Genomic DNA, 24,463 nt, shown 5'->3' with positions numbered 1-24,463 from the left:
TCCCGGCGGTCCGCACCCGCGCGAGCAGGAGATCGAGGGGACCACGCCCGACCGGTCCTCAGGCCGCCCGCCACCCCCGTTCGCCGTGCCGGCGGATGATGTCCGCGTACCGGTGACCGCTGCCCTTGATGGTGCGGGTCCGGGTGGCGTAGTCGACGTGGACGAGGCCGAAGCGCCTGTCGTAGCCGTATGCCCACTCGAAGTTGTCCAGCAGCGACCAGGCGAAGTAGCCGGCCAGCGGGGCGCCCTTGCGGGCGGCGTCGGCACAGGCCGCCAGGTGGTTCACCAGGTACTCCTGGCGTTCCGGGTCCTCGACGGTGCCGTCGGGGCGGACGACGTCCGGGAAGCCGAGCCGTTCTCGGTGACTTTTCCGGGCGTGCACGAGGCTGTGCCTCAGGACTTAATTTAGGACATGAGTTAATCCCTGCCGGGGCGCAGCGTCAAGGGTTTGGACGGGCTCGCCCCACTCCTGCCGCAGCTCTTGACGCAACTGTTGCGGGGATGAACCATTCAGCGGCGAGAGAGCGCTCCCATCACCCCATGCCGTTCACTTCCTGAACCAGAGAGAGCCGCCCCATGACCTCCGACTCCCCCTCCGCCCCGCCGTCCACCCCGCCGTCCATCCGGCCGTCCGCCCTCCGCCGCCGGTCCGTTCTCGGGGCGGCCGCGGCCGTCCCCGTGCTGGCCGCCGGCCTGGCCGGCACCGCGTCCGCCGCCCCGGTGCCGCGGGCTCCGGCTGCCCCCGCCGAGCCCCGGCGGCTGAAGGGCGGCGGCGACCTCGGACCGAACGTGATCGTCTTCGACCCCTCCACGCCCGGCATCCAGGCCGAGCTGGACGCGGTGTTCGCCGAGCAGGAGTCGGCGCAGTTCGGCACCGGCCGCTACCAACTGCTGTTCAAGCCGGGCACGTACCACGGCCTCAACGCCCGGATCGGCTTCTACACCTCCGTCTCCGGCCTCGGTCTCTCCCCCGACGACACCACCATCAACGGGGATCTGACGGTCGACGCGGGCTGGTTCGGCGGCAACGCCACCCAGAACTTCTGGCGCTCGGCCGAGAACCTGGCCGTCGTCCCCGTCAACGGAACCAACCGCTGGGCGGTGGCCCAGGCGGCCCCGTTCCGCCGGATGCACGTGCACGGCGGCCTCAACCTCGCGCCGTCCGGGTACGGTTGGGCCAGCGGCGGCTACATCGCCGACAGCCGCATCGACGGCACCGTGGGCCCGTACTCGCAGCAGCAGTGGTACACCCGGGACAGCTCGGTCGGCGGCTGGACCAACGCCGTGTGGAACATGGTGTTCTCCGGCGTCGAGGGCGCGCCCGCACACAGCTTCCCCAACCCGCCGTACACCACGCTCGACACGACGCCCCTCTCCCGGGAGAAGCCGTTCCTGCACCTCGACGGCACCGGATACCGCGTCTTCCTGCCCGCGTTGCGCACCGGCTCACGCGGTGTGACCTGGGGCAACGGCACCCCGCGCGGCACCTCACTGCCGCTGGAGCGCTTCTACGTCGCCCGGCCCGGCGACTCGGCGGCCACGCTCAACCAGGCGCTGGAACAGGGGCTGCACCTGCTGCTCACGCCGGGCATCTACCACGTCGACCGGCCGGTGCGGGTGAACCGCCCGAACACCGTGGTGCTCGGCCTCGGTTACGCCACCCTCATCCCCGACCACGGCGTCACCGCACTGAAGGTCGCCGACGTCGACGGCGTACGGCTGGCCGGCTTCCTGATCGACGCGGGACCGGTCGACTCCCCGGTCCTGCTGGAGGTCGGGCCCCGGGGCGCCTCCCGGGACCACGCCGCCAACCCCGTCACCGTGCAGGACGTGTTCATCCGGATCGGCGGCGCGGGCCCGGGCAGGGCGACCACCGGCATGGTGGTCAACGCGCGGCACACCATCATCGACCACACCTGGGTCTGGCGCGCCGACCACGGCGACGGCGTGGGCTGGGAGACCAACCGCTGCGACTACGGCGTCGTCGTCAACGGCCACGACGTGCTCGCGACCGGTCTGTTCGTCGAGCACTTCAACAAGTACGACGTGCAGTGGAACGGCGAACGGGGCCGGACGGTGTTCTTCCAGAACGAGAAGGCGTACGACGCCCCCGACCAGGCCGCGATCCAGAACGGCTCGATCAAGGGGTACGCCGCCTACAAGGTCGCCGACCACGTCACCACCCACGAGGGCTGGGGCATGGGCAGCTACTGCTACTACAACGTCGACCCGACGATCGTCCAGCACCACGGTTTCGCCGCCCCGACGCGGCCCGGCGTCCGCTTCCACGACCTTCTGGTGGTCTCGCTGAGTGGTCACGGGCAGTACGAGTGCGTCATCAACGACACCGGGACCCCGACGTCGGGCACCACCACCGTGCCGTCGACGGTGGTGTCCTACCCCTGAGCCCGGCGCCGGGGCACGCCGTCGGTCCGCGCCGGTGGCCACCGGCGCGGAGCGGTCCTGCGCCGGTGGCGGCCCCTCCCGCATGGGGGTGCGGGAGGGGCCGCCGTCACCACGCCCCGCCGGTGGCGCCGCCCGGTCCGGTCCCGGTCACCGCGTGGGAGCCGGGGCCGGGGCCGGGGCGAAGCCCGTCGGGCGGGTGGTGAAGGTGCCGCGGCCCTGGGTGCGGCTGCGCAGGCGGGTCGCGTAGCCGAACAGCTCGGCCAGCGGCACGGTCGCGGTGAGGACCGTCGCGCCGGCGCGGGTGACCGAGCCGGTCACCCTGCCGCGGCGGGCGGCGAGATCGCCGAGCACCCCGCCGACCGCGTCCTCGGGCACGGTGACCGTGACCTCGACGACCGGTTCCAGCAGGACCATCTCGCAGGCCCGCAGGGCGTCCCGCAGTGCGAACCGGCCGGCGGTGCGGAAGGCGGTGTCCGACGAGTCCTTCACATGGGTCGCCCCGTCGGTCAGCGTGACGCGCAGCCCGGTCACCGGATGACCACCCAGCGGCCCCTCGGCCAGGGCGTCCCGGCAACCGGCCTCAACCGCGCGCACGTACTCCTGCGGTACCCGTCCGCCGACCACGGTGGACCGGAACGCGAAGCCGGAGCCGGACGTGCCGAGCGGCTCGACGTCGAGGACGACATGCGCGAACTGCCCCGCACCGCCGTCCTGTTTGACGTGCCGGTACCCGAAGCCCGAGACGCCCCGTCCGACCGTCTCCCGGTAACCGACCCTCGGCCGGCCGACGTCGACCCCGAGACCGTGATCTCGGCGAACCCGCTCCACCGCGACCTCCAGATGCAGCTCGCCCATGCCGGACAGCACCGTCTGGCCGGTCTCCGGGTCGGTCCGCACGACGAGCGAGGGATCCTCCTCCGCCAGCCGTGCCAGTGCCGACGCCAGACGCCCGGTGTCGGTGCCCCGGAGCGCCTCGACCGCGACGGAGACGACGGGCTCCGCCACGCCCGGGGGCTCGAGGACCAGCGGGGCGTGGGGGGCGCACAGGGTGGACCCGGCGCGGGCGGACTTCAGCCCGACCACGGCGACGATGTCCCCGGCGACGGCACGGTCCAACTGGGCGTGCCGGTCGGCCTGGACGCGCAAAATCCGCCCGATGCGCTCGCTGCGGCGCGCGGTGGCGTCCCACACCACGTCTCCCTTCCCGATGGTTCCCGAGTACACCCGCAGATACGTCAGCCGTCCGGTGGCCGTGGCGTTCACCTTGAACGCCAGCGCGGCGAAGGGCGCCGCCCGATCGGCCGGCCGCTCCGGCGCGGCATCGTCGCCGTGCGGGCCGTCGGCGTGCGCACCGTCGCCCCCGGTCCCGCGCACCGGCGGCACGTCGAGCGGTGACGGCAGATACGCGACGACGGCGTCCAGCAGCGGTTCGATGCCGCGGTTGCGGTACGCCGAGCCGCACAGGACGACCACGCCGTCGCCGCTGCGGGTCAGGTCCCGCAGGGCCGAGGCGAGGGTGGCCGCGCCGAGCGAGCCCGTGTCGCAGAACTCCTCCAGCGCGCCCGGGTGCAGCTCCGCGACGGCCTCCTCCAGCAGCCGGCGCCGCCTGAGCGCCTCCTCGCGCAACGCCTCCGGCACCGGCACCGCGTCGCCGGCGTCACCGTCGTCCGTCCAGATCAGCGCCCGCAGGTGCACCAGGTCGACGACGCCGGTGAAGGCGTCCTCCGCCCCGATGGGCACCTGGACGACCAGGGGCGCCGGGTGTAGCCGTTCCCGGATCGAGGCGACGGCGGCGTCCAGTTCGGCGCCGGCCCGGTCCATCTTGTTGACGAACGCGATGCGCGGCACACCGTGCCGGTCCGCCTGCCGCCACACCGCCTCGCTCTGCGGCTCCACGCCGGCGACCGCGTCGAAGACGGCGACGGCACCGTCGAGGACGCGCAGAGAGCGCTCCACCTCGTCGGCGAAGTCGACGTGCCCCGGGGTGTCGATGAGGTTGATCCGGTGGCCGTCCCAGGCGCAGCTCACGGCTGCGGCGAAGATGGTGATGCCCCGGTCGCGCTCCTGCGGATCGAAGTCGGTGACCGTCGTGCCGTCGTGGACCTCGCCGCGCTTGTGGGTGGTGCCGGCGGCGTACAGGATCCGCTCGGTGACGGTGGTCTTGCCCGCGTCCACGTGGGCGAGGATGCCCAGGTTGCGGACGGTGGCGAGGGGGTTGGTGTTCGGGTCGGTGCGCATGGCCCGTGGTGGCCTTTCGGTGGTCCGGGAAAAGGGCAGCGCGATGGGCCGGGACGCACGGAACGGAGCGACGGGCCGTCACGGGTGCGCCCCGGTGGGGTCGTCGACGGTTCGGTTCAGCCGTGCGTCACGGGCATCCGGTACCGGGCGCGCAGCAGGTACCGGAGGCACGAGGACACCAGGATCACCGTGTACCGCAAACGGGGAGCGACGACGGCGGCGTGGTCACGCACGACGGACTCCCCCTCAACTTCTCTCACAGCGGCGCGCCGCCCGGCGGTGGGCGGCGCCTCATGGCGAGCCGAGTGTAGGGACACGGGCGGACGGGGATCCACGGGATTTTCGCGGCCGGGGCGGGCGAGCCGTTCCGTACGGTGCCCGCGGCGGGCAATCGCTTTCCCTCCGCGAGCGTTCCGCGTCCGCCATCGACTTCATTCGAATAACGTGCGATATATAAATGAGAAGCAGTCTGGCGTTCAATTACCAGTGTGCCGAAAAATGACGCAAACGGAAGGCCCCCCTCGCCATCAACCAGGCGTTACGCGCGCATCAACTCCTCGGTGCTGTCCGAAAAGAGTACGGGCACTCGTGTATCATCGGCCGACAGTGGGTCAATTCCTCGACAGTGGAACACCGGCCCGCAACGGGGGCATCCCGATGCACCCGCGCACTCTCTACACGATCGTGAATTACGGAGGGTCGCCGATGCCATCGATTCGGATCTTACTCATGGACACGGAACGCCTGGTCGCCGAAGGCTTCCGGAATCTGCTGCAGAGTTTCAAGGAGTTCTCGGTGGTGGCCGTCGCCCACGACGAGGCCACCGCGCTGCGTCACCTGCGACATCACCACCCGCACCTGGTCGTGATGGGCCTGGGAGCCGGCGGAAACGGCGGCATGGACACCGCCCGGGCGATCCGCCAGGACTCGCGCCACGTCCGCATCATCATCCTGGCGTCCAGCCAGCAGCCGATCTACATGCGCGAGGCCTTCGTGGCCGGCGCCAACGCCTACCTCTCCCGCGACATCGACGCGCAGGAGCTGCGCGACGCCCTGCTCACCGTGCACCGCGAAGGTGCCGCCCTGTCCGCCGCGGCCGCCGGACAGATCCTCGAACTCGTCTCCGGCGGGCTGAGCGGCGACTCCTCGCCCCTCGACCTGCTCACCCGGCGCGAACGGGAGATCCTCTTCCTGGTCGCGGACGACCAGGAGACCCACCGCATAGCCGCCCGACTGGGCATCACTCCGAAGACCGTGCGCAACTACCTCAGCCGCATCTACGCCAAACTCGGCACCCGCAACCGCCTCCAGACCGCCCTGTACGCCCTGCGCAGCCCGGAGTTCCGCCCGGAACCCGCGGCCAAGACCTGACCCCGGCTCACCCGTCGCCTTCTCCGGCACGCCCTCCCACCCCTCCCTCGTGGACCGGTGCGACCTCATGGATCAATACGATACGCTACTCGTAGCGTATCGTATTGACTCCGGAAGGGGAGGGGGCGGCGTCGTGCTCAGTCGTTGGTGGACCCTGTGCGTGGTGTCGGTGGGCAGCTTCATGTTGCTCCTGGACGTCACGATCGTGAACATCGCACTACCCGACATCGAGGAGGCGCTCGACGCGTCCCTCACCGATCTCCAGTGGGTGGTGGCCGCCTATGCCGTCGCCCTGTCGGCCGCCCTCCTCACAGCGGGATCGCTCTCCGACCGGTTCGGCAGACGAGCCGTCTTCTGCTGGGGGATGGCCGTCTTCACCCTCGCGTCGCTCCTGTGCGGCGTCGCCCAGAACCCGCTGATGCTCAACCTGGCGCGGGTGCTACAAGGTGTCGGCGGTGCCGCCCTGCTGGCGACGTCCCTGGCTCTGCTGGCCGCCGCCCACCCGGACAACAAGGAACGTCATGTGGCGCTCGCCGTCTGGGGCGCGGTCAGCGGCGCCGCCCTGGCCGTGGGGCCGCTCGCCGGCGGCGTCCTCGTGGAGGGCGCGGGCTGGCGGTGGATCTTCCTGGTCAACCTTCCGGTCGGGATCCTGGCCCTCGTCGCCACCGTGCTGCGCGTCGAGGAGTCCCGCGCGGAGCGGCCCGGCGCCATCGACTGGCCCGGCTTCCTCACCCTCGGCACCGCCCTGGGCATGCTCTCCTTCGCTCTCCTGCGAGCCAACGAGGAGGGCTGGAGCAGCACTCCGGTGGTGAGCGCGTTCATCGTCTCGGGCGTCTCCCTCGCCGCCTTCGTGGTGATCGAACGGATGCGGCGCGACCCCATGCTGCCGGGCGAACTGTTCGAGAAGATCACCACCACGGGCGCCGCGCTCGGTGTGCTCGCCATGAGCACGACGGCGTTCGCGCTGCTGCTGTACCTGACGCTTTATCTCCAGACGGTCCTGGGCCACGAACCGCTGGCGGCCGGACTGCGGCTGCTGCCGCTGACCCTGTCCATCTTCGTGGCCTCCGCGGTGGCCGCCCGCCTGGGCACCCGGCTGCCTGCCCGATGGCTGGTCTCCGCGGGCCTGGCCTGCATCGGTACGGGGCTGCTGCTGATGGGGGACATCTCCGTCTCCGACGACTGGACGGGTCTGCTCGCCGGCCAGCTGGTCACCGGACTCGGCGTCGGTCTGGTCAACCCGAACGTGGTCGCCGCCGCGATGGGCGCGGTCGGGCCGGCCCGGGTCGGTGTCGCCTCCGGGCTGAGCAACACCTGCCGTTCCATGGGCATCGCCGTGGGGGTGGCCTCGCTCGGCGCCGTCTTCGCCGACCGCGTGCGCGACGGCGTCCACGACGCGCTGATGGGCACCCCGCTGCAGGCCAGGGCCGGCGAGCTCGGCCACGCGGTGGCCTCCGGGCAGGTCGGTCCCGCCCTCGCCCACCTGCCCGAGGAGCAGCGCGGGATCTTCGCCGGGGCGGCGCAGGGCGCGTTCGTCGACGGCCTCAACTCGATCCTGACCGTCGCCGCGGTGGTGGCCTTCGTCGGGGCGGTCGTCGTCCTCCCCCTGATCCGCAGCAGCGACCTCGTCAGCACCGGGCCCGACGGCGAGCCCCTTCCGATCGCCGCGGGGCACTGACTCCCCGCGCTCACGCCAACCTCAGGAGCAGACTGTGCAGACCCTGACCAGCCGGTGCGTCGTCGTCGGCGGTGGCCCCGCGGGCATGATGGCGGGCCTGTTGCTCGCCCGGCAGGGCGTGGACGTGATCGTCCTGGAGAAACACGGCGACTTCCTGCGGGACTTCCGGGGGGACACGGTGCATCCCTCGACCCTGCGGGTCATCGAGGAACTCGGCATGATCGACGAGTTCCTGCGGATCCCGCACAGCAAGGTCACCACCATCACCGTGCAGACGCCCGCCGGCCCCACCGTCTTCGCCGACTTCGCCAGGATCCGCGGAGCCCATCCGTACATCGCGTTCATGCCGCAGTGGGACGTCCTGGACTTCCTGGCGCGCAAGGGCCAGGACCTGGAGGCGTTCCGGCTGTTCCAGAAGGCCGAGGCCACCGGGGTGATCCGGGAGGGCGACCGGGTCCGCGGGGTACGGGCCGTGACGCCGGACGGGCCGCTGGAGATCCGGGCGGACCTGGTGATCGCCGCCGACGGCCGGCACTCCACCCTGCGCAGGTCCGTGGGACTGCCCGTCTCCGCGTCCGCGGCACCCATGGACGTGCTGTGGTTCCGGCTGAGCCGGGAGCCGGGCGAGACCATGAGCTTCCTGCACACCGGCCCGGGCTTCGTACTGGTCACCATCGACCGCGGGGAGTACTGGCAGATCGCCTACGTCATCCCGCGGGGCGCCTACGACACGGTCCGCGCGGAGGGCCTGGACCGGCTGCATGCCGACGTGGCCTCCGTGCACGGCCCGTTCGCCGCACGGCTGGGCCGGGAGATCACCGACTGGGACAGGGTGAAGCTGCTGAGCGTGCGCGTCGACCGGCTGCGCACCTGGCACCGGCCGGGGCTGCTGTGCATCGGCGACGCGGCCCATGCGATGTCACCGGCCGGCGGGGTGGGCATCAACCTCGCCGTCCAGGACGCCGTGGCCGCCGCACGGATGCTCGGCCCGGTGCTGCGCGCCGGCCGCACCCCCGACCGGCGCGAACTGGCCGCGGTCCAGCGACGCCGGTCCCTGCCGGTGCGGGCGGTGCAGACGGCCCAGGTGCACATGCTGGCCGACCTGTACCCCAAGGACCGCAGGGCCACGGTGGAACGCCCCCTGGCCGCCCGCGTGGTGCGCCGCTTCCCCTTCCTGACCCGCTGGACCGCCGAGTTCATCGGGGTCGGCCTGCGGCCGGAGCACGTGAGCTGACGCCGCGTGGGCACCACCGTCCGAGAGGACCGGGAACGGGTGGAGCCCTTGAGCTGACGCCGTGTGGCCGCCACCCTCCGGAGGGGGCCGGAGGGAGATGGAGCAGGGGTGCCCGATCTGCGGGTGCGGACGGTCACGTGCTGCCCGGCGGTCGGTGGGGGCGCGCGGACGCTCCGAGCGCGGGCGCGAGCGGGGGGCACGTGCGGTCGGCTCACGCGGGCGTTCGGCGGGAGCGTCCGAGGAGTGCGGGCCCGGGCACGGGCAGGCTGCGGAGGACCGCCTCACCCGGGCGGCCGGGGTTCCGGGGGACCGGCGGCTCGGCCTTGGGCGCCGGCAGCTCACACCGCGCCCTGTCCCGCGGTTCACACCGCGCCGTGTCCCACGGTCCGGGAGGCCGCGGTGTGCCTGCCGGTGCGATCGGCCCGAGCGGTGTCGCCGTCGGGGCGCGGCTCGCGTGACGACCTGTCGCCGCCACGCGCCCGCGTCACGCGCGGATGGCCGGCCAGATGACGTCCAGGACCTGGTCGGCCCAGTCGGGCGGCGGGGTGCCCTGGGTGACGGAACGGGCGATGTAGGAGCCGGCCAGCATGCTCACCACCGTCTCGTGGTCCACGTCCGCCCGCAGTTCCCCGTCGGCCACGCCCGTGCGCAGGGTGGCGAGCATGACGTCCAGGCGGGGACGCAGAATGGTCTCCCGGAAGGCACGGGTGAATTCCGGGTCCTCGTCCCCGTGCAGCGCCGCGGCGAGGGCCCGCAGCCCCACCACGTCCTCCACACCCCGTCTGAATTGCTCGAGCAAATACCGCAGGCGTGCCCGGGCCGGAACTCCCACCGGCGGTTCGGGAATGTCCTCCACAAAGCCCAGGGAAGAACGCAGCAGCTCGTAGCGGTTCCTGTAGCGCCGGTAAATCGTGGTCTTGGCAACCCCGGAACGCTGTGCGACGGCCTCCATGGTCACTCCCATGGGCCCGCGTTCCCGCAGCAGCGCGAGTGCCGCCTGGACGATCTCCCTGGACACTTCCGCGCTGCGCGGCCGGCCCGGAACCGACCGGGTGTTTTCTCCCTGCACCATTCCGCGGAGTATATCGATGTCAAGGGGCCGGTCGGGCCCCCACGGCGACCAAGGAGCGATGCACCGGCACCCCGGCCGTGTACAGCCGGCCGTGGGCGTTCAGCAGCGTCGCCGTGCCGTCGGTGCTGCGTCCCAGCGAGGCCGGCCAGATCCGTCCGCCGCCCGGCAGACAGCGGGCGCCCAGCCCCACCAGCGCACGCCCGGGCCCGAGTTCCAGGCAGGCACGTATCCCCATCGCGTCCACCGCGCGGATCGCGTCCAGGAAGCGCACCGGACCGCGCATGTGCCGCCTCCAGTACGCCGGGGTGAGCTCTCCGGCGGCCAGCGGGCGCCCGGTGACGGTGGAGACGAGGGGCACGCGCGGGGCGTGCGCACGCACCCCTCGCGCTGCCGTGGCCAGTTCCCCGAGCGCCGGCTCCTGGAGCGGCGAGTGCAGTCCCGCGGGCACCGGCAGCCGGCCCACCCTGATGCCCGCGGCGGTCAGCCGGTCGGTGATCCGGGCCAGGGTGGTGGCCCGCCCCGACAGCGTCACCTCCCCCGGTGAGACGACCGCCGCGATCCCCACGGTGGGCTCGAAGTCCGCGAGGACGTCGAGCGCGGCGTGCTCGTCGAGGGCGACGAGGGCCATCGCGCCGTCCGTGACCCGCTCGGCCAGGGTGATCTCGGTGCCGAGCAGGCGCACCGCGTCCTCCATCGGGAGCGCGCCGGCGCAGACGGCGGCCGCGTACTCGCCGGAGCCGAATCCCAGCACCGCCGCCGGCTCGACGCCCCGGCTGCGCCACAGCTCGGCGAGGGCCGTGCTCACGCAGAACGTGCCGAGCGCGGCGTGCGCCGAACGATGCACCTGACGGGCCTCGGCGTCAGGGCGCAGCAGCCGCTGCAACGGCACCGAGACGAACGGCCGGGCCGCCTCCGCGCAGCGGTCGAACGTCTCCCGGTAGACCCGTTCGGCCCGGTACAGGCCCAGCCCCATGCCGGCGAACTGCGCGCCGAGGCCGCTGACGAGGAAGGCGACGCGCGGCACGTCCTCGGCGACCCCGGTGTGCACCTCGCGGACCGTCTCCCCCGCCAGGTGGGCGTCCAGTCGGGTGGCGATCTCGTCGGCGGTGCGTCCGGTGACACTCAGCCGGTGGGTGGAGTGCGGACCCTCGGCGGCGCGGGCGCACACCTCGGACAGCGCTGGTCCGCCGGGTCGCGCCAGCCGCGCCGCGGTGTCGCGGGCGAGCTCCGCCAGCTTCTCGGGGCCGGGCGCGGACAGCACGAGCAAACGGGTTCCGGGGCCCGCGGTCACGGCCGTCGCTCCGTTGCCGACGCGCGCTCCCCGCGGGGCACTTCGGCCACCGCACGGCACCAGGCGGCGCCCGCGTCGGCCAGGGCCACCGGGAAGGCCGTGAAGGTGAAGGGCCCGTCCGGGATCTCCCGGAGCCGGGCGAGCCCCTCGATCTGCACGAACTCCCGTCGCCTGCCGTGCATGTGGGCGGGCCACAACACCTCGCGGTCGCCCGAGGCGTAGTAGCGCTCGACCATGTCGCGCGGCGGCCCGTCGAAGCTCCAGCAGTCCGTGCCGAGGACCTTCACCCCGAGGTCCAGCAGATGGTCGACGGCCTCGGGCGTGATCGCCGTCGACTGCGTGTGGTACGCCGGTGTGCCCAGGCGCAGGTCGGAGTCGGTACGGAAGAGCACCACGGTCCCGGGCCCGACGCGCGAACCGGAGGCCGCCAGCGCCTCCTTGACGTCCGAGGCGGTCACCCTGCTCCCGCCGGCGCGCACGTCCAGCACCACCCCGGGCCCGCGGAACCACTCCAGGGGCAGGTCCATGACCTTCTTGGCGGGGTGGCCCTCGCACTCGGGCCCGTAGTGGAACGGCGCGTCCACGTGCGTCCCCTGGTGCACGGACATGCGGTAGAACTCGTTGGACAGGAAGCAGCCGTCCGGCAGGTCCCGGGGGCGCAGCCGGCGGCTTCCGGTCAGCCACCGCCAGTGGTTCACCAGCCGGTCCCTGCGGCTGTCGCCGGGCAACGCCCTGATCCGGCGGGAGAGATGGCGGATGCCGTCCCGGTGGAGCCACTGCTCGAACTCGACGCCGGGGGCCCGGCGGCTGACGGGGATGCTCAGATCGACGTACATCGACATGCAGTCACTCCTCACTCGGTGCGTGCGCGCCGGCGCGCGGCCCTGCGGCCGGTGGCCCCCGCGGTGCCGGGGATCCACCCGGGCACGGCGCGCCGGTAGGCGGCGTACTGCTCGGCGAAGGTCTCCCTGAGTCCCGGCTCCTCGACCCGGACGGCTGTCACGCAGGACACGGTCAGCACGAACGCGGCCCAGACCAGGACGGCCGTCGCCGACCACAGCAGGGCCTCGCCGGTCAGGAGCAGGGTCATTCCGGCGGCCATGGGGTTCCTGATCACCCCGTACCAGCCCGACCGGACCAGCCGTTCGGGCGGGCGGTCGCCCAGGGGGGTGGGCTGGCGCAGATAGACGCGGTCCACGGCGTCCGCGTTCATCCAGGCGCCGATCAGGGCCAGGACGAGCCCGGCGGTCACGCGCAGCCCGCCCGGGCCGGGCGGTGGCGGACCCGGCAGCCACAGGCCGAGCGCCGCGGGGACCAGGCCCGCCACCACGAACGGGATCAGCAGGGGCGCCGCGCGCAGTGTCCGTCCGCGGCTCACGGCATGCTCCCGAGCACGGTGGCCAGCGCGCCCACCGCACGCTCCCCGTAGGCGCCGCGCACCCGTGCGGCGAGGGAGCGTGCGCTCACCGTGTACTCCTGGGTGCCGGCCGTCTCCAGGGCGAAGGACGCGAGGGCGCAGCCCAGCCGGGCCGCCGCCTCGACCGGGACGCCCCGGGCGACGGCGGCGAGCATTCCGGCGCGCAGCGCGTCGCCCGCCCCGGTCGGTTCGACGGCGGTGACGTCGGGGACCGCGGGCACCAGGACCGGTTCGTGGCCGGAGCGCTCGATCAGCACCCCTGCGGCGCCGAGTGTGGTCACCCAGGTCGCGACCCGTTCCAGGACGCGCCGGGCGGTCCAGCCGGTGGACTCCTGGAGCAGCGCCGACTCGTACTCGTTGGTGAACAGCCAGCGGGCGTCCGACAGCAGGAACTGCACGTCCGCTCGGGAGAGCCGGGCGATCTGCTGCGAGGGGTCGGCGACGAACGGCAGTCCGGCGGCGCGGCACTCCTCGGTGTGCCGGAGCATCGCCGCCGGGTCGTTCGGCGAGACGACCACGAGGCCGAGCGGCCCGGACCGCTCGGCCACCTCGCGCAGCGAGATGGTGCAGGCGGCGCCCATGGCCCCGGGGTGGAAGGCACCGATCTGGTTGTGGTCGGCGTCGGTGGTGCAGACGAACCGTGCCGTGTGCCCGCCGGGCACGACCAGCACCGGGTCGGTGTCGACGCCGTTCTGCTTCAGCCACACCTGGTAGTCGGTGAAGTCGGACCCCACCGCCCCCACGAGGAGCGGCGTCAGGCCCAGCCGGCCCAGCCCCAGGGCGATGTTGGCGGCGACCCCGCCGCGCCGGGTCTCCAGCCGGTCGCACAGGAACGACAGGGAGACGCTGTGCAGCCGGTCGGGCACCAGCTGTTCGCTGAAGCGGCCCGGGAAGAACATGAGGTGGTCCACCGCGATGGACCCGGTGACGGCGATGCGCACCCTGCAGCCTCCTGTGGGATGGCGGTGGTGCCGGTCAGGCCCCGGCGGCCTGGCGGAGTTTGTCGGCCCGGTCGGTGACCTCCCAGGTGAACTCCGGCTCGGCGCGGCCGAAGTGCCCGTAGACGGCGGTCCGGGAGTAGATCGGGCGCAGCAGGTCGAGATCGCGCACCAGGGCGCCCGGCCGCAGGTCGAACACCTCGGTGACGGCACGCTGGACGGCGGCGACCGGCACCGTCTCGGTGCCGAAGCACTCGGTGAACAGGCCGACGGGCCGGGCGGTGCCGATGGCGTAGGCGACCTGCACCTCGCAGCGCGAGGCCAGGCCGGCGGCCACCACGTTCTTGGCCACCCAGCGCATCGCGTACGCCGCCGACCGGTCCACCTTGGAGGGGTCCTTGCCGGAGAAGGCGCCGCCACCGTGGCGGGCGGTTCCGCCGTAGGTGTCGACGATGATCTTCCGTCCGGTGACGCCCGCGTCGCCCATGGGGCCGCCGATCTCGAAGCGGCCGGTCGGATTGACCAGCAGCCGCACCCCGGAGACGTCCAGCGTGCCCTCCAGCGACCGGAGTTCGGGCTCGAGGACATGGGTGCGCAGGTCGGGGGCGAGGTGCGTGTCGAGGTCGATGTCGCGGGCGTGCTGGCTGGAGAGGACCACGGTGTCCAGCCGGATCGGGCGGTCGCCCTCGTACTCGACGGTGACCTGGGTCTTCCCGTCGGGGCGCAGATAGGGCAGGACGCCGGTCCGGCGGACCGCGGAGAGCCGGGCGGCCAGCCGGTGGGCGAGGGTGACGGGCAGCGGCATCAGCTCCGGTGTCTCGTCGCAGGCGAAGCCGAACATGAGCCCCTGGTCGCCCGCGCCGAGCCGGTCCAGTGCGTCGGCGTGTCCCTCGATCCGGGACTCGTAGGTGTCCGACACGCCCCGGGCGATGTCCGGCGACTGCCGGCCGAGGGAGACGCTGACCCCGCAGCTCGCTCCGTCGAAGCCCTTGGCGGAGGAGTCGTAGCCGATGGCGAGGATCCGTTCCCGCGCCACGGCGGCGACGTCGACCGCGGCACGGCTGGAGACCTCCCCGGCGATGTGCACCTGGCCGGTGGTCACCAGGGTCTCCACGGCCACCCGGGCGTCACGGTCCTGGGCGAGCAGGGCGTCCAGGACCGCGTCGCTGATCTGGTCGGCGATCTTGTCGGGGTGTCCCTCGGTCACCGACTCCGAGGTGAACAGGCGCCGGGTCACGGCCGTACGGCCCCGGACTCGATCCTGCGCTTGATGCCGGCCTGGTTGTGCCGGGTGTGGACGTTCATCCGCTCCAGGACGGTCTCCAGCGGCACCTCGAACCTCTCGTCGAGCTCGAAGTCCTGGATCCAGGTCATCAGCGTGCCTTCGGCGACCGGCTGGTAGGTCCACCTCAGGTGCATGTAGCGGAACGGGTACAGCGGGTCGCGCCGCTCGGCGACGGCGACGAGTTCGCGGTGGTCCAGGATGCGCCAGGAGCGCCAGCTCGCTCCCTCGGCGTTGGTGAGCTCGAAGAAGATCTCGGTCCAGCGGCCCTCGCGCTCCTGGGAGACGACCTTGGCGTGGCTGTACTCGTCGAAGATCTCCGACCAGCGGGCGATGTCGTTGGTGACGTCGAAGACGTGCCGGGCGTCCGCCCGTACGACGATGCCGTTCTCGATGCGCGGCACGGGCTCATCCCCTTCCGGCGGCGGCCGGGAGCAGGCGCGCCACGCAGGCCACGAGGTCGCCGAAGGTGGCGAATCCGCCCTCGGCCCCGGCGTCGATGTCGATCCCGAAGTGCTGCTCCAGGGCGACGACGATCTCCACCAGCTCGGTGGAGTCGATGTCGAGGTCGCGGCCGAGGTGTCGGCCGTCCTCGAGTTCCCCGCCGTCGAATCCGACGCCGCGCAGGACGTCGACCACTTCTTCCCGAACGTTCATCCGCCTCACTGACTCCTTCACTCGCTCTCGTCGTGTCTCACACGGCCACGGCGATCGCCACGGCGACGCCGGCCTCGTGCGTGATGCTCAGGTGCAGACGGCTGAACCCGGCGGCCTCGAACGCCCGCGCCGCCCGCCCGGTCAGCCGGGGCACCGGCGCCCCGGACGGTTCCCGGTCGATCTCCACGTCCCGCCACGCGCAGCCCTCGCCGTGCCGGCCGAGGGTCTTGCGGACGGCCTCCTTGGCCGCCACCCGGCCGGCCAGGCAGGCGGCCCGGTGGCGCGCCGACGCGCCGTGGCACAGGGCCTGTTCGGCGGGGGTGAGCAACCGGTCGAGCAGCGGCTGCCCGCGCCGCTGCAGCATGGCGCCCAGCCGTCCGATACCGACCACGTCGATGCCCACCGCCCGCACGCCCGGTGCGTGGGGTCCGGCGGCCGCGGTCAACGCCTCAGCAGCAGACACGCGTTGACACCTCCCAGGCCCCGGGAGACCACCAGCGTGTGCTCCCACCCGGGGGCGGGCCGTGCCGCGGCGCGCACCAGGTCCAGGTCGATGCCGGGCGCCGGGCGGTCGAGATTGACGGTGGGCGGCACGGTCTCCTCCCGCATGGCCCGCAGGGCCAGCGCGACGTCGGCGGGTGCGGCGGCGCCGAGCAGGTGGCCGAACCCGGACTTGGGCACGGTGACCGGCACCCGGGCCGCGGCCGGGCCGAAGGCCTCGTGCAGCGCGTAGCCCTCGGTGACGTCCTCGAAGGGGATCGCGGAGCCGTGCGCGAACACCGCGCCCAGGTCCCCGCCCGAGACCCCGGCCCGATCGGCGGCGGTGCGCATGGCGCGGCCGAGGACCCGGCCGGTCGGCTCGACGGTGTAGTACGGCATGTAGCCGTCGGTGCTCACACCCCAGCCGGCCAGCTCGCCGAGGATCCGCGCGCCCCGGCGTGCGGCGTGCTCGCGCCGCTCAAGGATCAGGAACACCGCTCCCTCACCGAAGACGCTGCCGCCGTGCCCGGCGTCGAAGGGCCGGTACAGCTCGCTGGGTTCCAGCGTGCCGCGGGCCTTGGCGCCGAGCCCGCTGGTCTCCAGGCACAGCCAGCCGTACGGCGACAGCGGTGCCTCCACACCGCCCGCGATGACGACGTCGGCGCGGTCGCGCAGCAGTGCCTCGGCCGCGCCGATCAGGGCGTACGCGCCGCTCGCCCGGTCGGCGACGAAGGTGCGGGCGGGGCCCTTGACGCCCTGGTCGATGCAGATGTTGCCCTGGGGGGCGGCGGGGAACCAGGCAGTGGCCTGGTACGGGCTGACCGCGCGCGGGCCGTCGGTCCACAGGTTGCGCAGCTCGCGTTCGGCGAACTCCCAGCCGCCGAGGATGTTGCCGACCATGACGCCGGTGCGCTCCGGGGTCACCTCCGTGCCGACGGCGAGGCCGGCCTCGTCGAGGGCCTGGCGCACGGCGTGCACGGCGAGGTGGGTGAAGCGGTCGGTGCGCTTGACGAACCGGGACGGCAGCTCGGCGTCGGCGTCGAAGCCGGACTGTCCGGCGGCCGGGCAGGCGTACGCCGAGGCGTCGAAGCGGTCGATGGCGGTGATGTGCGCGGTGCCGTCCCGGACGCCCTCCCAGAGGGGGTCGAGGCCGGTGCCGGCCGGGGTGACCGCTCCGATCCCGGTGACGACGACGCTCATCGCCGGCCTCCTTCCCGGACGGCGCTCGCGACCAGGGCCGCGTGCAGGCCGGCGAAGCCGCTGGCGTCCTTGAGGACGACCGTGCCGTCCCAGGGCCGGCCGGTGCCCGGCACGTAGTCGAGGTCGCACGTCGGGTCGGGCGTCTCGTAGTTGGCGGTGGGGTGCACGAAGCCGTGGGTGCAGGCCAGGGCGCACAGCACCAGCTCCATGGCGCTGGCGGCGGCCAGGGCGTGGCCCAGCATGGACTTGGCCGAGTTCACCGGGATCTCCCGGGCGCGCCGCCCCAGGGCGAGTTTGAGGGCGCTGGTCTCGCAGGTGTCGTTCTGGCGGGTGGAGCTGCCGTGCGAGCTGACGTGGTCGATGTCGTCGGGGCTCAGCCCGGCGCCCTCGACGGCCTGCGTCATGGCGCGGGTCAGGTCGGCGCCGTCGGAGAGCAGGTCGGTCATGTGGATGGCGTTGGAGGTGTGCGAGAACCCGTCGATCCGCAGGTACGGGGTGGCCCCGCGGGCGCGGGCGTGTTCCCGCTCCTCCAGTACCAGCACGCCGCAGCCCTCGCCGAGCACGAAGCCGTCGCGTCCGTCGTCGTAGGGTCGGGAGGCGGCCTCGGGCCGGTCCCGGTGGGCGCGGGACAGACAGTTGATGATCTCGAACGAGGCCACCGTGACGGGGGTGATGGGCGCCTCGGTGGCGCCGGCGATCATCACGTCCGCGTCTCCGTGGGCGATGGTCTCGTAGGCGTGGCCGACCGCGTCCAGGCCGCCGATGCAGCCGGTGGACAGCGTGACGCACGGACCCTGCGCTCCGAACAGGGCGGACAGCACCGTGCCCGGGGTGTTCGACATGGAGGCGAGGTACAGGTCACGGCCCGCCTTGGCCGGGTCGATGGGCTTGCGGCCCTCGTCCGTGACGGCGAGGAACTCCTCCTCCATCTTCGGCGTGCCGCAGATCGCCGTGGACAGCGAGATGCCGGTGCGGTCGGCCGCGTGGCCGCCGCTGTCGAGCCCGGCGTCCCGCATGGCCTGGGTGGCGGCCACGACGGCGAACTGGACGTACCTGTCGAGCCGTTGGATCTCGGGCGGCAGCGAGGGTATGTGCTCCTCGAAGCCCGGAACCTCCGCCACCGCGTCCGAGAGGAACTCGAATTCCTCGAACAGGGCCGAACTGGTGATGTCGGAGAGCGGTTTGGTGACGCTGCGGCCCGCCGAGACGGTGTCCCAGAAGGCTTCCTTTCCCGTTCCCGCCGGGCTGACGACTCCGAGCCCGGTGACGACCACTTCTCGCATGGTTACTGCCTTTCTCCCGTCAGGGCCGTCACCAGCCCGCGAGTTACGCATTCCTTCGCCGCGATCCCGGCCTCGGCCATGAGGGCGCGGTAGGCGCCGGCCTCGGGCAGGCCACCGTTCTCGGTGTTCACCAGGAGGCTGAGCGCGAGCATCGGGCGGCTGAGCGGGGGCTGTCCGGGCGGCGCCCGCATGACGTCGGCGAGCAGCAGCGTGCCGCCGGGCCTCAGGACGCGGGCGCCCTCCCGGATCAGCCGGGCGGCGGTGCGCGGGCCGGCGAACCGGCCCGCGTGCGCCATGACGACCGTGTCGAACTCACCCTGGGCGAACGGTGTCTCACCTAGGCGGCCCGCCACGAAGCGGAACCGTTCCGCGACCCGGAACTCCGCGGCGCGCCCGCGGGCCACGGCGAGCAGAGCGGGATCGTCGTAGGCGGTCACCCGTGCCCGGGGGTCGGCACCGGCCAGCGCGATGCCCCACTCGCCGCTGCCGCAGGTGAGGTCCAGCACCCGGCCCGCGCCGCGCAGGTCCAGTGCCTCGACCACGGCGGCGGCGACCCGCACGGCGAGCGGGAACGCACCGGCGAACATGCCCGGGTGCCGTCCGCGCCCGGCCGGATCCCCCAGGTCGCCGCCGCGGTGGCCGGTGCGCACCAGCGACGTGAGCGCGCCCCAGCGGTCCCATTGCGCGAGCACCTCGTCGAAGTGGTCCCCGAGATAGGCGGGGGCCCCCTTCACCAGGTACGCGCGTGCCGCCTCGGTCGGCGCCCAGCCCACCCCGTCGTCGCCGGACACCAGCCCGAAGTCCTCCAGCACCGGGAGCAGTTCACCGAGTGACCGGGCGTCGCAGCCCAGGGTGTCGGCGAGTTGCGCAGTGCTGCAGGGCGCCGCCGCGGCCAGGGCGGTGAACACGCCCAGGTCCAGGGCGGTGCCGAGGGCCCGTGCCCGGGCGAAGCCGAAGTTCAGGGCCAGCAGCGGCGCGGGGTCGGGCAGTTCGGAGTAGCGGGCGAGGGCCGCGGCGACGGAGGCGGGCGGCGTGGCGGTGTCCGTCACCCGGAGTCCTTCGTCGCGACGAGCAGCCCGGACAGCGCCGACACATGGCCGGTGGTCACGTCCCGGAACCCGGCGGCCTCCACCCAGGAGCGGATCTCGTCCACGTCGCGGACCTCGCCCTCCTCGGTGTTGACCAGCAGGATCAGTCCGAACATGGCGGGGAAGAGCCCGGAGGCCAGCGACGGCATGTGGGAGTGCACCAGCAGTCGTCCGCCGTCGGGGAGGTGGGAGTGGATCCGCTTCACCAGGTGTGCGGCGCGCTCGGGGCCGTAGCCGTCGAGGACGTGGGAGAGCAGCACGGCGTCGCTCTCGGGCCAGATGTCCTCCATGATGTCGGCGGGCACCACCTCGACCCGGTCCTCGAGTCCGGCCTCCTCGACGTTCGCGCGGGCCAGGTCGGTGACGGCGGGGTAGTCCAGGGAGGTGACGCGCAGCCCGGGGTGGCGCCTGGCCAGTGCGATGGAGTAGTCGCCGGAGCCGCAGCCCAGGTCGATGACGTGGCGCACGTCGTCCAGGGGCGCGGTGGCGGCCAGCTTGTCCGCCTGGAGGCGGGAGCTGACCCGCATGGCCTGGATGAGCCGGCCGGTGCCCTCGCGGCCCTCGCCGGCCGCGGCGCCCTGGTCGCGGTAACCCTTCTTGAGGACACGCTGGTTGAGCGAGGTGTTGCTGCGCACGGCCTCGTCGAGCCGGGCGAAGTGGCCGAAGTGGGAGTCCTGGTGCCGGGCGAAGCCGCCCATGTACTCGGGCCGTCCGGCGACCAGGTAGCGTCCGGCCTCCTCACTGTTGCGGTACGCGCCGTCCTCGGCGCGCACGAGGTCCAGGCCCTTGAGCGCGACCAGCAAGGCCCGGGTGGGGCGCAGGCTGAGCCCCAGCTCGGCGGCGAGGTCCTCCACAGGGCGCGGGGCCTTGTCCAGGGCTTCGAAGACACCCAGGTCGAGGGCGGTGAACACCGCCTTCGACTGGAGGTACGCGGTCAGGATCGCGTGGACCCGGGAGGAGTCCTCACGCGTCGGCGCCGTGGCGGTCACTTGCCCTCCAGGAGGCTGGTGTACTCGGGCAGCTGGGTGTACTCGTACGGGTCCTCGGAGAGGAACACGTTGCGCACCGGGGGCCGCTCGGTGGGGGCGACGACCAGGAACCGGCAGGTCTGGTCGGGGCCGGTCACGAACCCGTGCGGTTCGTTGCGCGGGATGAAGACGGCGTCGCCGGGGCCGACCTGCTCGGTGCGGCCCTGGTCGGGCATGACGAGGCCCATGGAGCCCTCGATCACGTAGATCTCGTGCTCCCACTCGTGGAAGTGGGGCGGGGTGGACCCGTTGGGCGCGACCTCGAACTCCGTGAGGACGAACCGGTCGGCGCCGTCCGGTGTGTCGATGAGCTTGCGGTGGGTCGTTTCCTTCGCACCCGGCTCCCGTACGATCTCGGCCTTCACCTGTGTCCGGTGCACGCGTTTCATTCGACGCCTTTCTCCTCGGTGGGCAACTGTCGCCACGGAACTGCGACGGCAGAACTGCGACGGCAGAACTGGGACTGCGGAACTGCCACTGCGCTACTGCGACGGCGAGAGACCGCGGCATACGAGCGGAGTGCGGACGGAATGCGCACGGAATGCGCACGGAATCCGGCGGGTTTCTCCGTCCCGCTCCCGCCGCGTCGGCCTTCGCCCTTCCTGCCGACGGTGCCGAATCTAGGTGAGCATCCCGGGGCGTCTCGACGGGCAGGGGCCACCGTGCACGGCGGGCGAATGTCCGTCCGGCGCCTGGGACGAACGCCCACGGGGCCGGGACGGACACGATGACGCCGACGGAGCCAGGACGCCGGCCGGTGTCTCTCCGTGGCCGGTCATGGGGGGCCGGCGTCCCACCCGCGAAACCGCAGCTCGACCCGCGTTGTCAGTGCCCCTCCCTATGGTGGAGCCATCATCTGGACGGACCGGAGTCCATGCCGGGGTGCGCGCAGCCCGGGGGCTCTGCTGACGGCCTTTCAGCACCCGACTCCTCGGAGGCGCGAAGGCATGGGCGGGCGCACGGCGACCGGCGAGTCCTCGTCGGAAAAGCCGTGTCTCCGCAGGGCGCTGTCGTGGTCCGGGGGAACGATCGGAAGGGGATGGGCACGATGACCGCAACGGTGAAGGACCGGCTCAAGAAGCACTTCGTGAACCACGTCGCTCTCGTCATCGACAAGTCCGGTTCGATGCGCGGGCATTCGGAACAGCTCGTGCGCGTGGTCGACGAGTTCGTGAAGGGGCTGAAGGAGGAGTCCGACCGGCTCGGCCACGAGACCCGGATCAGCCTCTACGCCTTCGACCACCTGGTCGAGAATCTGGTGTGGGACATGGACGTCAAGCATCTGCCGTCCATGCGGGGCCTGTACACCGTGGAGAACGGCGCGACGGCGCTGATCCAGGCGTCGGTGAAGGCGCTCGACGACCTCGGCCACATATGGGAGGAGTACGGCGAGCACAGCTTCCTCCAGGTCGTCGTCACCGACGGCGAGGAGAACGCCTCCGGCGCCGACCGGACGGGCGCACGCCACGACCTCCTCCCCGACGGGCGCGCGGTCCTGGACGAGTGGCGGGACAGGATCGCGGACAAGTTGAACAACCTGCCGGACCACTGGACCTCGGCCATCATGGTGCCGAACTCCCTGGCCAAGCGCACCGCCCAGCAGTACGGCTTCCCGACGGGCAACATCTCGATCTGGGACGCGGACTCCGACCAGGGTGTCGAGGAGGCGATCGGCGCCGTCAAGTCGGCCGCCACGAGGTTCCTGCGGGACCGCGAGCAGGGCGTGCGCGGCACGAGGAACCTCTTTGCGATGGGGCAGGACCTGAGCACGGCGGACGTGAAGTCCAGCCTCGACGCCCTGGACGCCGGCAAGTACGTGCTGATCCCGGTGGACCAGCAGACCTCGATCCGCGATTTCGTCACCCGCGCCGGACATCCGTACAAGACCGGCTGCGCCTTCTACGAGCTGTCCAAGCGCGAGAAGATCCAGGCCACCAAGAAGATCGCCGTCGCGGAGAAGGACCCGGTCACCGGCCGCATGACCGGGAAGGTGTTCTCCGGTCCCGCCGCCCGGCAACTGCTGGGTCTCCCGGCGACCGAGGTCACGGTGACGCCGGGGAGCAACGCGGCCTACACCGTGTTCGTCCAGTCGACCTCGGTCAACAGGAAGCTCGTCCCGGGGACCAGGCTGCTGGTCATGCTGTAGCCGAAGGGCCACAGCAGGGACCACAGCACACAGGGCCCCGACCTGGCGGTCGGGGCCCTGGTGAGAGTTTGCTGTACGAACTGCAACTGGTGTCCGAGGGGGGACTTGAACCCCCACGCCCGATAAAGGGCACTAGCACCTCAAGCTAGCGCGTCTGCCATTCCGCCACCCGGACAAGGTGTCCGCCGCCGTGCCCGGGGGCGCTCCCCGCGGCGACATGGACAACCATACCAAGGTTTCGCAGCGCCTTTCACCTGCGTTTCCTTCACACGGAGTGGCTCCGCGGTCACGCAGGGCGAGCAGGATCACAGTCGGCCGGGGGCCCTTCCCGGGGTGCCTGGGGAAGGACCACCCGGCGGGCGGACGGACGCGGGTCAGCGGCGACGTCTGCGCAGCGAGGCCAGGTGGTCGTAGCCGGTCTTCGCGTGCCGCAGCGACTGGCCGGGGTCGGTGGAGCTCGGTGCGTTGTCCTGCTCGACCATCGGGTTGTGGTACGTACGGTGCCCGACCCGGGTGAAGAACGTCCGGTAGTCGATGTCGCCCGTGCCGAACGGAACCATGTCGTAGCCCATGCCGTTCACCGTGTTGACGGTGCCGTCCTTGGCGTGGAACAGCGGGTAACGCCGGTTGTTGCGGGCGACGAGCGCGGCCGGGTCGAAGACGTTCTCCCGCACCGACCCGTCGTGCGCCGTATAGGTGCGGAACTTGTACTGGGCCACGTGCGCCCAGAAGATGTCCATCTCGAGCCACACGGTCTGCGGGTCGGTGACCTGGAGGAAGTACTCCAGCCTGCGGATGCCGGAGCTGCGGGTGGGCCGCCCCTGGTCGTCCAGCGGGCCGCCGTCGAGCAGGAAGCCGTACGCGGCGTCGTGGTTGTGGGTGTAGAGCTTGACGCCCTCGCGCCGGGCGATCTCTCCCAGGGTGTTCCACTTGTCGGCGGCCACGTCCCAGTCGGCCCGGTGGGAGCTGCCGGTGGGGTCGCCGCCGGTGCCCATGTGGGGCATGCCGAGGATGTTGGCGATCTCCAGGTGCTTCTTGAAGGTGTCCAGGTCCGCCGTGGTCAGCGGCCAGGACGGCGGGATGAAGCCGTGGTTGCCCCGGGCCCCGAGGCCGTTGTCCTCGAGCCAGCAGCGCAGCAGCCGGGCGCCCTGCACGGATTCCAGGCTCGCCCCTCCGGGGGCGTTGGGGTGCTGCCCGTAACCGGCGAACTCGACCTGACGGTAGCCGTACCGGGACAGCTCCTCGAAGACCTCGCGGAAGCCGGACGGCAGATCGCTCGCGAGGGGGTCGCGGCCGATGGCGTCACGGACGGTGTAGAGGATGACGCCGCGCCGGGCGGCCGGTACGAGGAGGTCGCCGCCGCGCTCCTCGCCTCTGCGGGTGCCCTCGGCCGCGACCACCGGTGGGGCCCCCAGGACGGGAGCCGCGATCACGGCGGCCGCGGCGGCGGTGCAGCTGCTCAGGAAGCGGCGGCGGTCGATGCCGAGCCGGCGACGCAGGGCCTCGCCGGGGCCGTCGGCCGCGGCGTCGCCGCTGGTCGGGGTGGTGGGGAAAAGGGACACGGATGCCTGCCTTCTTCGTCGTGGCCGGTTCCCGCTGCCGCCGGGACCGGCCGTTGTCAGTGCCGCGTGGTTCACTCTCGGTAGCTGGATCT

At 72.5% G+C, this 24,463-nt stretch carries 21 protein-coding genes, 1 tRNA gene and 1 pseudogene; 5 read left to right on the top strand and 18 right to left on the bottom strand.

Translation table 11 applies throughout. The annotated features are described in order from the left end of the window. Positions 1 to 58: 58 nt before the first annotated feature. Positions 59 to 366: pseudogene (locus tag ACFYOV_RS10835) on the bottom strand (family 1 glycosylhydrolase); the annotation flags it as partial. A gap of 210 nt (positions 367 to 576) precedes the next feature. Between ACFYOV_RS10835 and ACFYOV_RS10830 the strand changes: the two are divergent. Beyond that, positions 577 to 2,406 (top strand): coagulation factor 5/8 type domain-containing protein, encoded by a 1,830-nt coding sequence (locus ACFYOV_RS10830; RefSeq protein ID WP_389085520.1) that lies wholly within the window; start codon positions 577 to 579, stop codon positions 2,404 to 2,406. A gap of 147 nt (positions 2,407 to 2,553) precedes the next feature. Here ACFYOV_RS10830 and fusA read toward each other — a convergent pair whose 3' ends face one another. Further along, positions 2,554 to 4,644 carry an elongation factor G gene (fusA, locus tag ACFYOV_RS10825; RefSeq protein ID WP_389085518.1) on the bottom strand — a complete coding sequence of 697 codons (2,091 nt, stop codon included), beginning with the start codon at positions 4,642 to 4,644 and terminating at the stop codon, positions 2,554 to 2,556. Positions 4,645 to 5,373: 729 nt separating this feature from the next. Between fusA and ACFYOV_RS10820 the strand changes: the two genes are divergently transcribed. From ACFYOV_RS10820 to ACFYOV_RS10810, 3 genes are all read left to right on the top strand, one after another. Beyond that, positions 5,374 to 6,015, top strand: a complete 642-nt coding sequence (locus tag ACFYOV_RS10820; RefSeq protein ID WP_389085515.1) for a response regulator — start codon at positions 5,374 to 5,376, stop codon at positions 6,013 to 6,015. A gap of 133 nt (positions 6,016 to 6,148) precedes the next feature. Then, positions 6,149 to 7,693 (top strand): MFS transporter, encoded by a 1,545-nt coding sequence (locus ACFYOV_RS10815; protein ID WP_389085513.1) that lies wholly within the window; start codon positions 6,149 to 6,151, stop codon positions 7,691 to 7,693. A 34-nt stretch (positions 7,694 to 7,727) separates the two neighbouring features. Next, positions 7,728 to 8,927, top strand: a complete 1,200-nt coding sequence (locus ACFYOV_RS10810; protein WP_389085510.1) for an FAD-dependent oxidoreductase — start codon at positions 7,728 to 7,730, stop codon at positions 8,925 to 8,927. A 484-nt stretch (positions 8,928 to 9,411) separates the two neighbouring features. On the opposite strand, the gene ACFYOV_RS10805 is transcribed toward ACFYOV_RS10810, so the two are convergent. From ACFYOV_RS10805 to ACFYOV_RS10740, 14 genes are read right to left on the bottom strand one after another with little or no spacing between them, the layout of a single operon-like run. Then, positions 9,412 to 9,999 carry a TetR/AcrR family transcriptional regulator gene (locus tag ACFYOV_RS10805; RefSeq protein ID WP_389085506.1) on the bottom strand — a complete coding sequence of 196 codons (588 nt, stop codon included), beginning with the start codon at positions 9,997 to 9,999 and terminating at the stop codon, positions 9,412 to 9,414. 19 nt (positions 10,000 to 10,018) lie between these two features. Then, positions 10,019 to 11,290, bottom strand: coding sequence for an acyltransferase domain-containing protein (locus tag ACFYOV_RS10800; RefSeq protein ID WP_389085504.1), 1,272 nt, complete (start codon positions 11,288 to 11,290; stop codon positions 10,019 to 10,021). Continuing rightward, complete coding sequence (locus ACFYOV_RS10795; RefSeq protein WP_389085501.1) at positions 11,287 to 12,132, bottom strand: cyclase family protein; 846 nt, start codon at positions 12,130 to 12,132, stop codon at positions 11,287 to 11,289. The genes ACFYOV_RS10800 and ACFYOV_RS10795 overlap by 4 nt, the downstream gene beginning before the upstream one ends. Positions 12,133 to 12,143: 11 nt before the next feature. Then, positions 12,144 to 12,668, bottom strand: a complete 525-nt coding sequence (locus ACFYOV_RS10790; RefSeq protein ID WP_389085498.1) for a methyltransferase family protein — start codon at positions 12,666 to 12,668, stop codon at positions 12,144 to 12,146. Then, positions 12,665 to 13,648, bottom strand: coding sequence for a carbohydrate kinase family protein (locus ACFYOV_RS10785; RefSeq protein WP_389085496.1), 984 nt, complete (start codon positions 13,646 to 13,648; stop codon positions 12,665 to 12,667). The genes ACFYOV_RS10790 and ACFYOV_RS10785 overlap by 4 nt, the downstream gene beginning before the upstream one ends. Positions 13,649 to 13,682: 34 nt before the next feature. Beyond that, positions 13,683 to 14,882, bottom strand: coding sequence for a methionine adenosyltransferase (gene metK, locus ACFYOV_RS10780; RefSeq protein ID WP_389085492.1), 1,200 nt, complete (start codon positions 14,880 to 14,882; stop codon positions 13,683 to 13,685). Next, positions 14,879 to 15,331: an SRPBCC family protein gene (locus ACFYOV_RS10775; protein ID WP_389085490.1), complete on the bottom strand. Its 453-nt coding sequence runs from the start codon at positions 15,329 to 15,331 to the stop codon at positions 14,879 to 14,881. Before ACFYOV_RS10775 ends, metK begins: the two co-directional genes overlap by 4 nt. 4 nt (positions 15,332 to 15,335) lie before the next feature. Next, positions 15,336 to 15,584 (bottom strand): acyl carrier protein, encoded by a 249-nt coding sequence (locus tag ACFYOV_RS10770; protein WP_389085487.1) that lies wholly within the window; start codon positions 15,582 to 15,584, stop codon positions 15,336 to 15,338. A gap of 37 nt (positions 15,585 to 15,621) precedes the next feature. Next, entirely contained in the window at positions 15,622 to 16,047 is a 426-nt protein-coding gene (acpS, locus tag ACFYOV_RS10765) for a holo-ACP synthase (protein WP_389085485.1), read from the bottom strand. Next, positions 16,026 to 17,264 carry a beta-ketoacyl-[acyl-carrier-protein] synthase family protein gene (locus ACFYOV_RS10760; protein ID WP_389085483.1) on the bottom strand — a complete coding sequence of 413 codons (1,239 nt, stop codon included), beginning with the start codon at positions 17,262 to 17,264 and terminating at the stop codon, positions 16,026 to 16,028. The genes acpS and ACFYOV_RS10760 overlap by 22 nt, the downstream gene beginning before the upstream one ends. Next, positions 17,261 to 18,547, bottom strand: coding sequence for a beta-ketoacyl-[acyl-carrier-protein] synthase family protein (locus tag ACFYOV_RS10755; RefSeq protein WP_389085481.1), 1,287 nt, complete (start codon positions 18,545 to 18,547; stop codon positions 17,261 to 17,263). Before ACFYOV_RS10755 ends, ACFYOV_RS10760 begins: the two co-directional genes overlap by 4 nt. Positions 18,548 to 18,549: 2 nt before the next feature. Beyond that, the gene (locus ACFYOV_RS10750) at positions 18,550 to 19,596 is read right to left on the bottom strand and encodes a methyltransferase domain-containing protein (protein ID WP_389085478.1); all 1,047 of its coding nucleotides are present in this window, start codon (positions 19,594 to 19,596) and stop codon (positions 18,550 to 18,552) included. Beyond that, positions 19,593 to 20,624 (bottom strand): methyltransferase, encoded by a 1,032-nt coding sequence (locus ACFYOV_RS10745; RefSeq protein WP_389085476.1) that lies wholly within the window; start codon positions 20,622 to 20,624, stop codon positions 19,593 to 19,595. Before ACFYOV_RS10745 ends, ACFYOV_RS10750 begins: the two co-directional genes overlap by 4 nt. Next, the gene (locus ACFYOV_RS10740; protein ID WP_086700962.1) at positions 20,621 to 21,052 is read right to left on the bottom strand and encodes a cupin domain-containing protein; all 432 of its coding nucleotides are present in this window, start codon (positions 21,050 to 21,052) and stop codon (positions 20,621 to 20,623) included. The genes ACFYOV_RS10745 and ACFYOV_RS10740 overlap by 4 nt, the downstream gene beginning before the upstream one ends. A 650-nt stretch (positions 21,053 to 21,702) precedes the next feature. Between ACFYOV_RS10740 and ACFYOV_RS10735 the strand changes: the two genes are divergently transcribed. Next, the gene (locus ACFYOV_RS10735; RefSeq protein ID WP_389085472.1) at positions 21,703 to 22,809 is read left to right on the top strand and encodes a VWA domain-containing protein; all 1,107 of its coding nucleotides are present in this window, start codon (positions 21,703 to 21,705) and stop codon (positions 22,807 to 22,809) included. Positions 22,810 to 22,896: 87 nt separating this feature from the next. Here ACFYOV_RS10735 and ACFYOV_RS10730 read toward each other — a convergent pair. Then, positions 22,897 to 22,984 (bottom strand) — tRNA-Leu (locus ACFYOV_RS10730). Between the two features lie 199 nt (positions 22,985 to 23,183). Beyond that, positions 23,184 to 24,371: a sugar phosphate isomerase/epimerase family protein gene (locus tag ACFYOV_RS10725; protein ID WP_389085470.1), complete on the bottom strand. Its 1,188-nt coding sequence runs from the start codon at positions 24,369 to 24,371 to the stop codon at positions 23,184 to 23,186. Positions 24,372 to 24,463: the final 92 nt, after the last annotated feature.

Origin of the sequence: Streptomyces sp. NPDC005931, from assembly GCF_042871235.1 — a bacterium.
Taxonomy (GTDB): domain Bacteria; phylum Actinomycetota; class Actinomycetes; order Streptomycetales; family Streptomycetaceae; genus Streptomyces.
Note: the sequence above shows the minus strand (reverse complement) of the source record. Positions and strands in the feature narration are given on the sequence as shown.

Coding starts and splice junctions, on each gene's coding strand:
- ACFYOV_RS10830 (WP_389085520.1), top strand. CDS start 577: ATGACCTCCGACTCCCCCTCCGCCCCGCCGTCCACCCCGCCGTCCATC.
- fusA (WP_389085518.1), bottom strand. CDS start 4,644: ATGCGCACCGACCCGAACACCAACCCCCTCGCCACCGTCCGCAACCTG.
- ACFYOV_RS10820 (WP_389085515.1), top strand. CDS start 5,374: ATGGACACGGAACGCCTGGTCGCCGAAGGCTTCCGGAATCTGCTGCAG.
- ACFYOV_RS10805 (WP_389085506.1), bottom strand. CDS start 9,999: ATGGTGCAGGGAGAAAACACCCGGTCGGTTCCGGGCCGGCCGCGCAGC.
- ACFYOV_RS10795 (WP_389085501.1), bottom strand. CDS start 12,132: ATGTCGATGTACGTCGATCTGAGCATCCCCGTCAGCCGCCGGGCCCCC.
- ACFYOV_RS10770 (WP_389085487.1), bottom strand. CDS start 15,584: ATGAACGTTCGGGAAGAAGTGGTCGACGTCCTGCGCGGCGTCGGATTC.
- ACFYOV_RS10760 (WP_389085483.1), bottom strand. CDS start 17,264: ATGAGCGTCGTCGTCACCGGGATCGGAGCGGTCACCCCGGCCGGCACC.
- ACFYOV_RS10755 (WP_389085481.1), bottom strand. CDS start 18,547: ATGCGAGAAGTGGTCGTCACCGGGCTCGGAGTCGTCAGCCCGGCGGGA.
- ACFYOV_RS10740 (WP_086700962.1), bottom strand. CDS start 21,052: ATGAAACGCGTGCACCGGACACAGGTGAAGGCCGAGATCGTACGGGAG.
- ACFYOV_RS10735 (WP_389085472.1), top strand. CDS start 21,703: ATGGGCACGATGACCGCAACGGTGAAGGACCGGCTCAAGAAGCACTTC.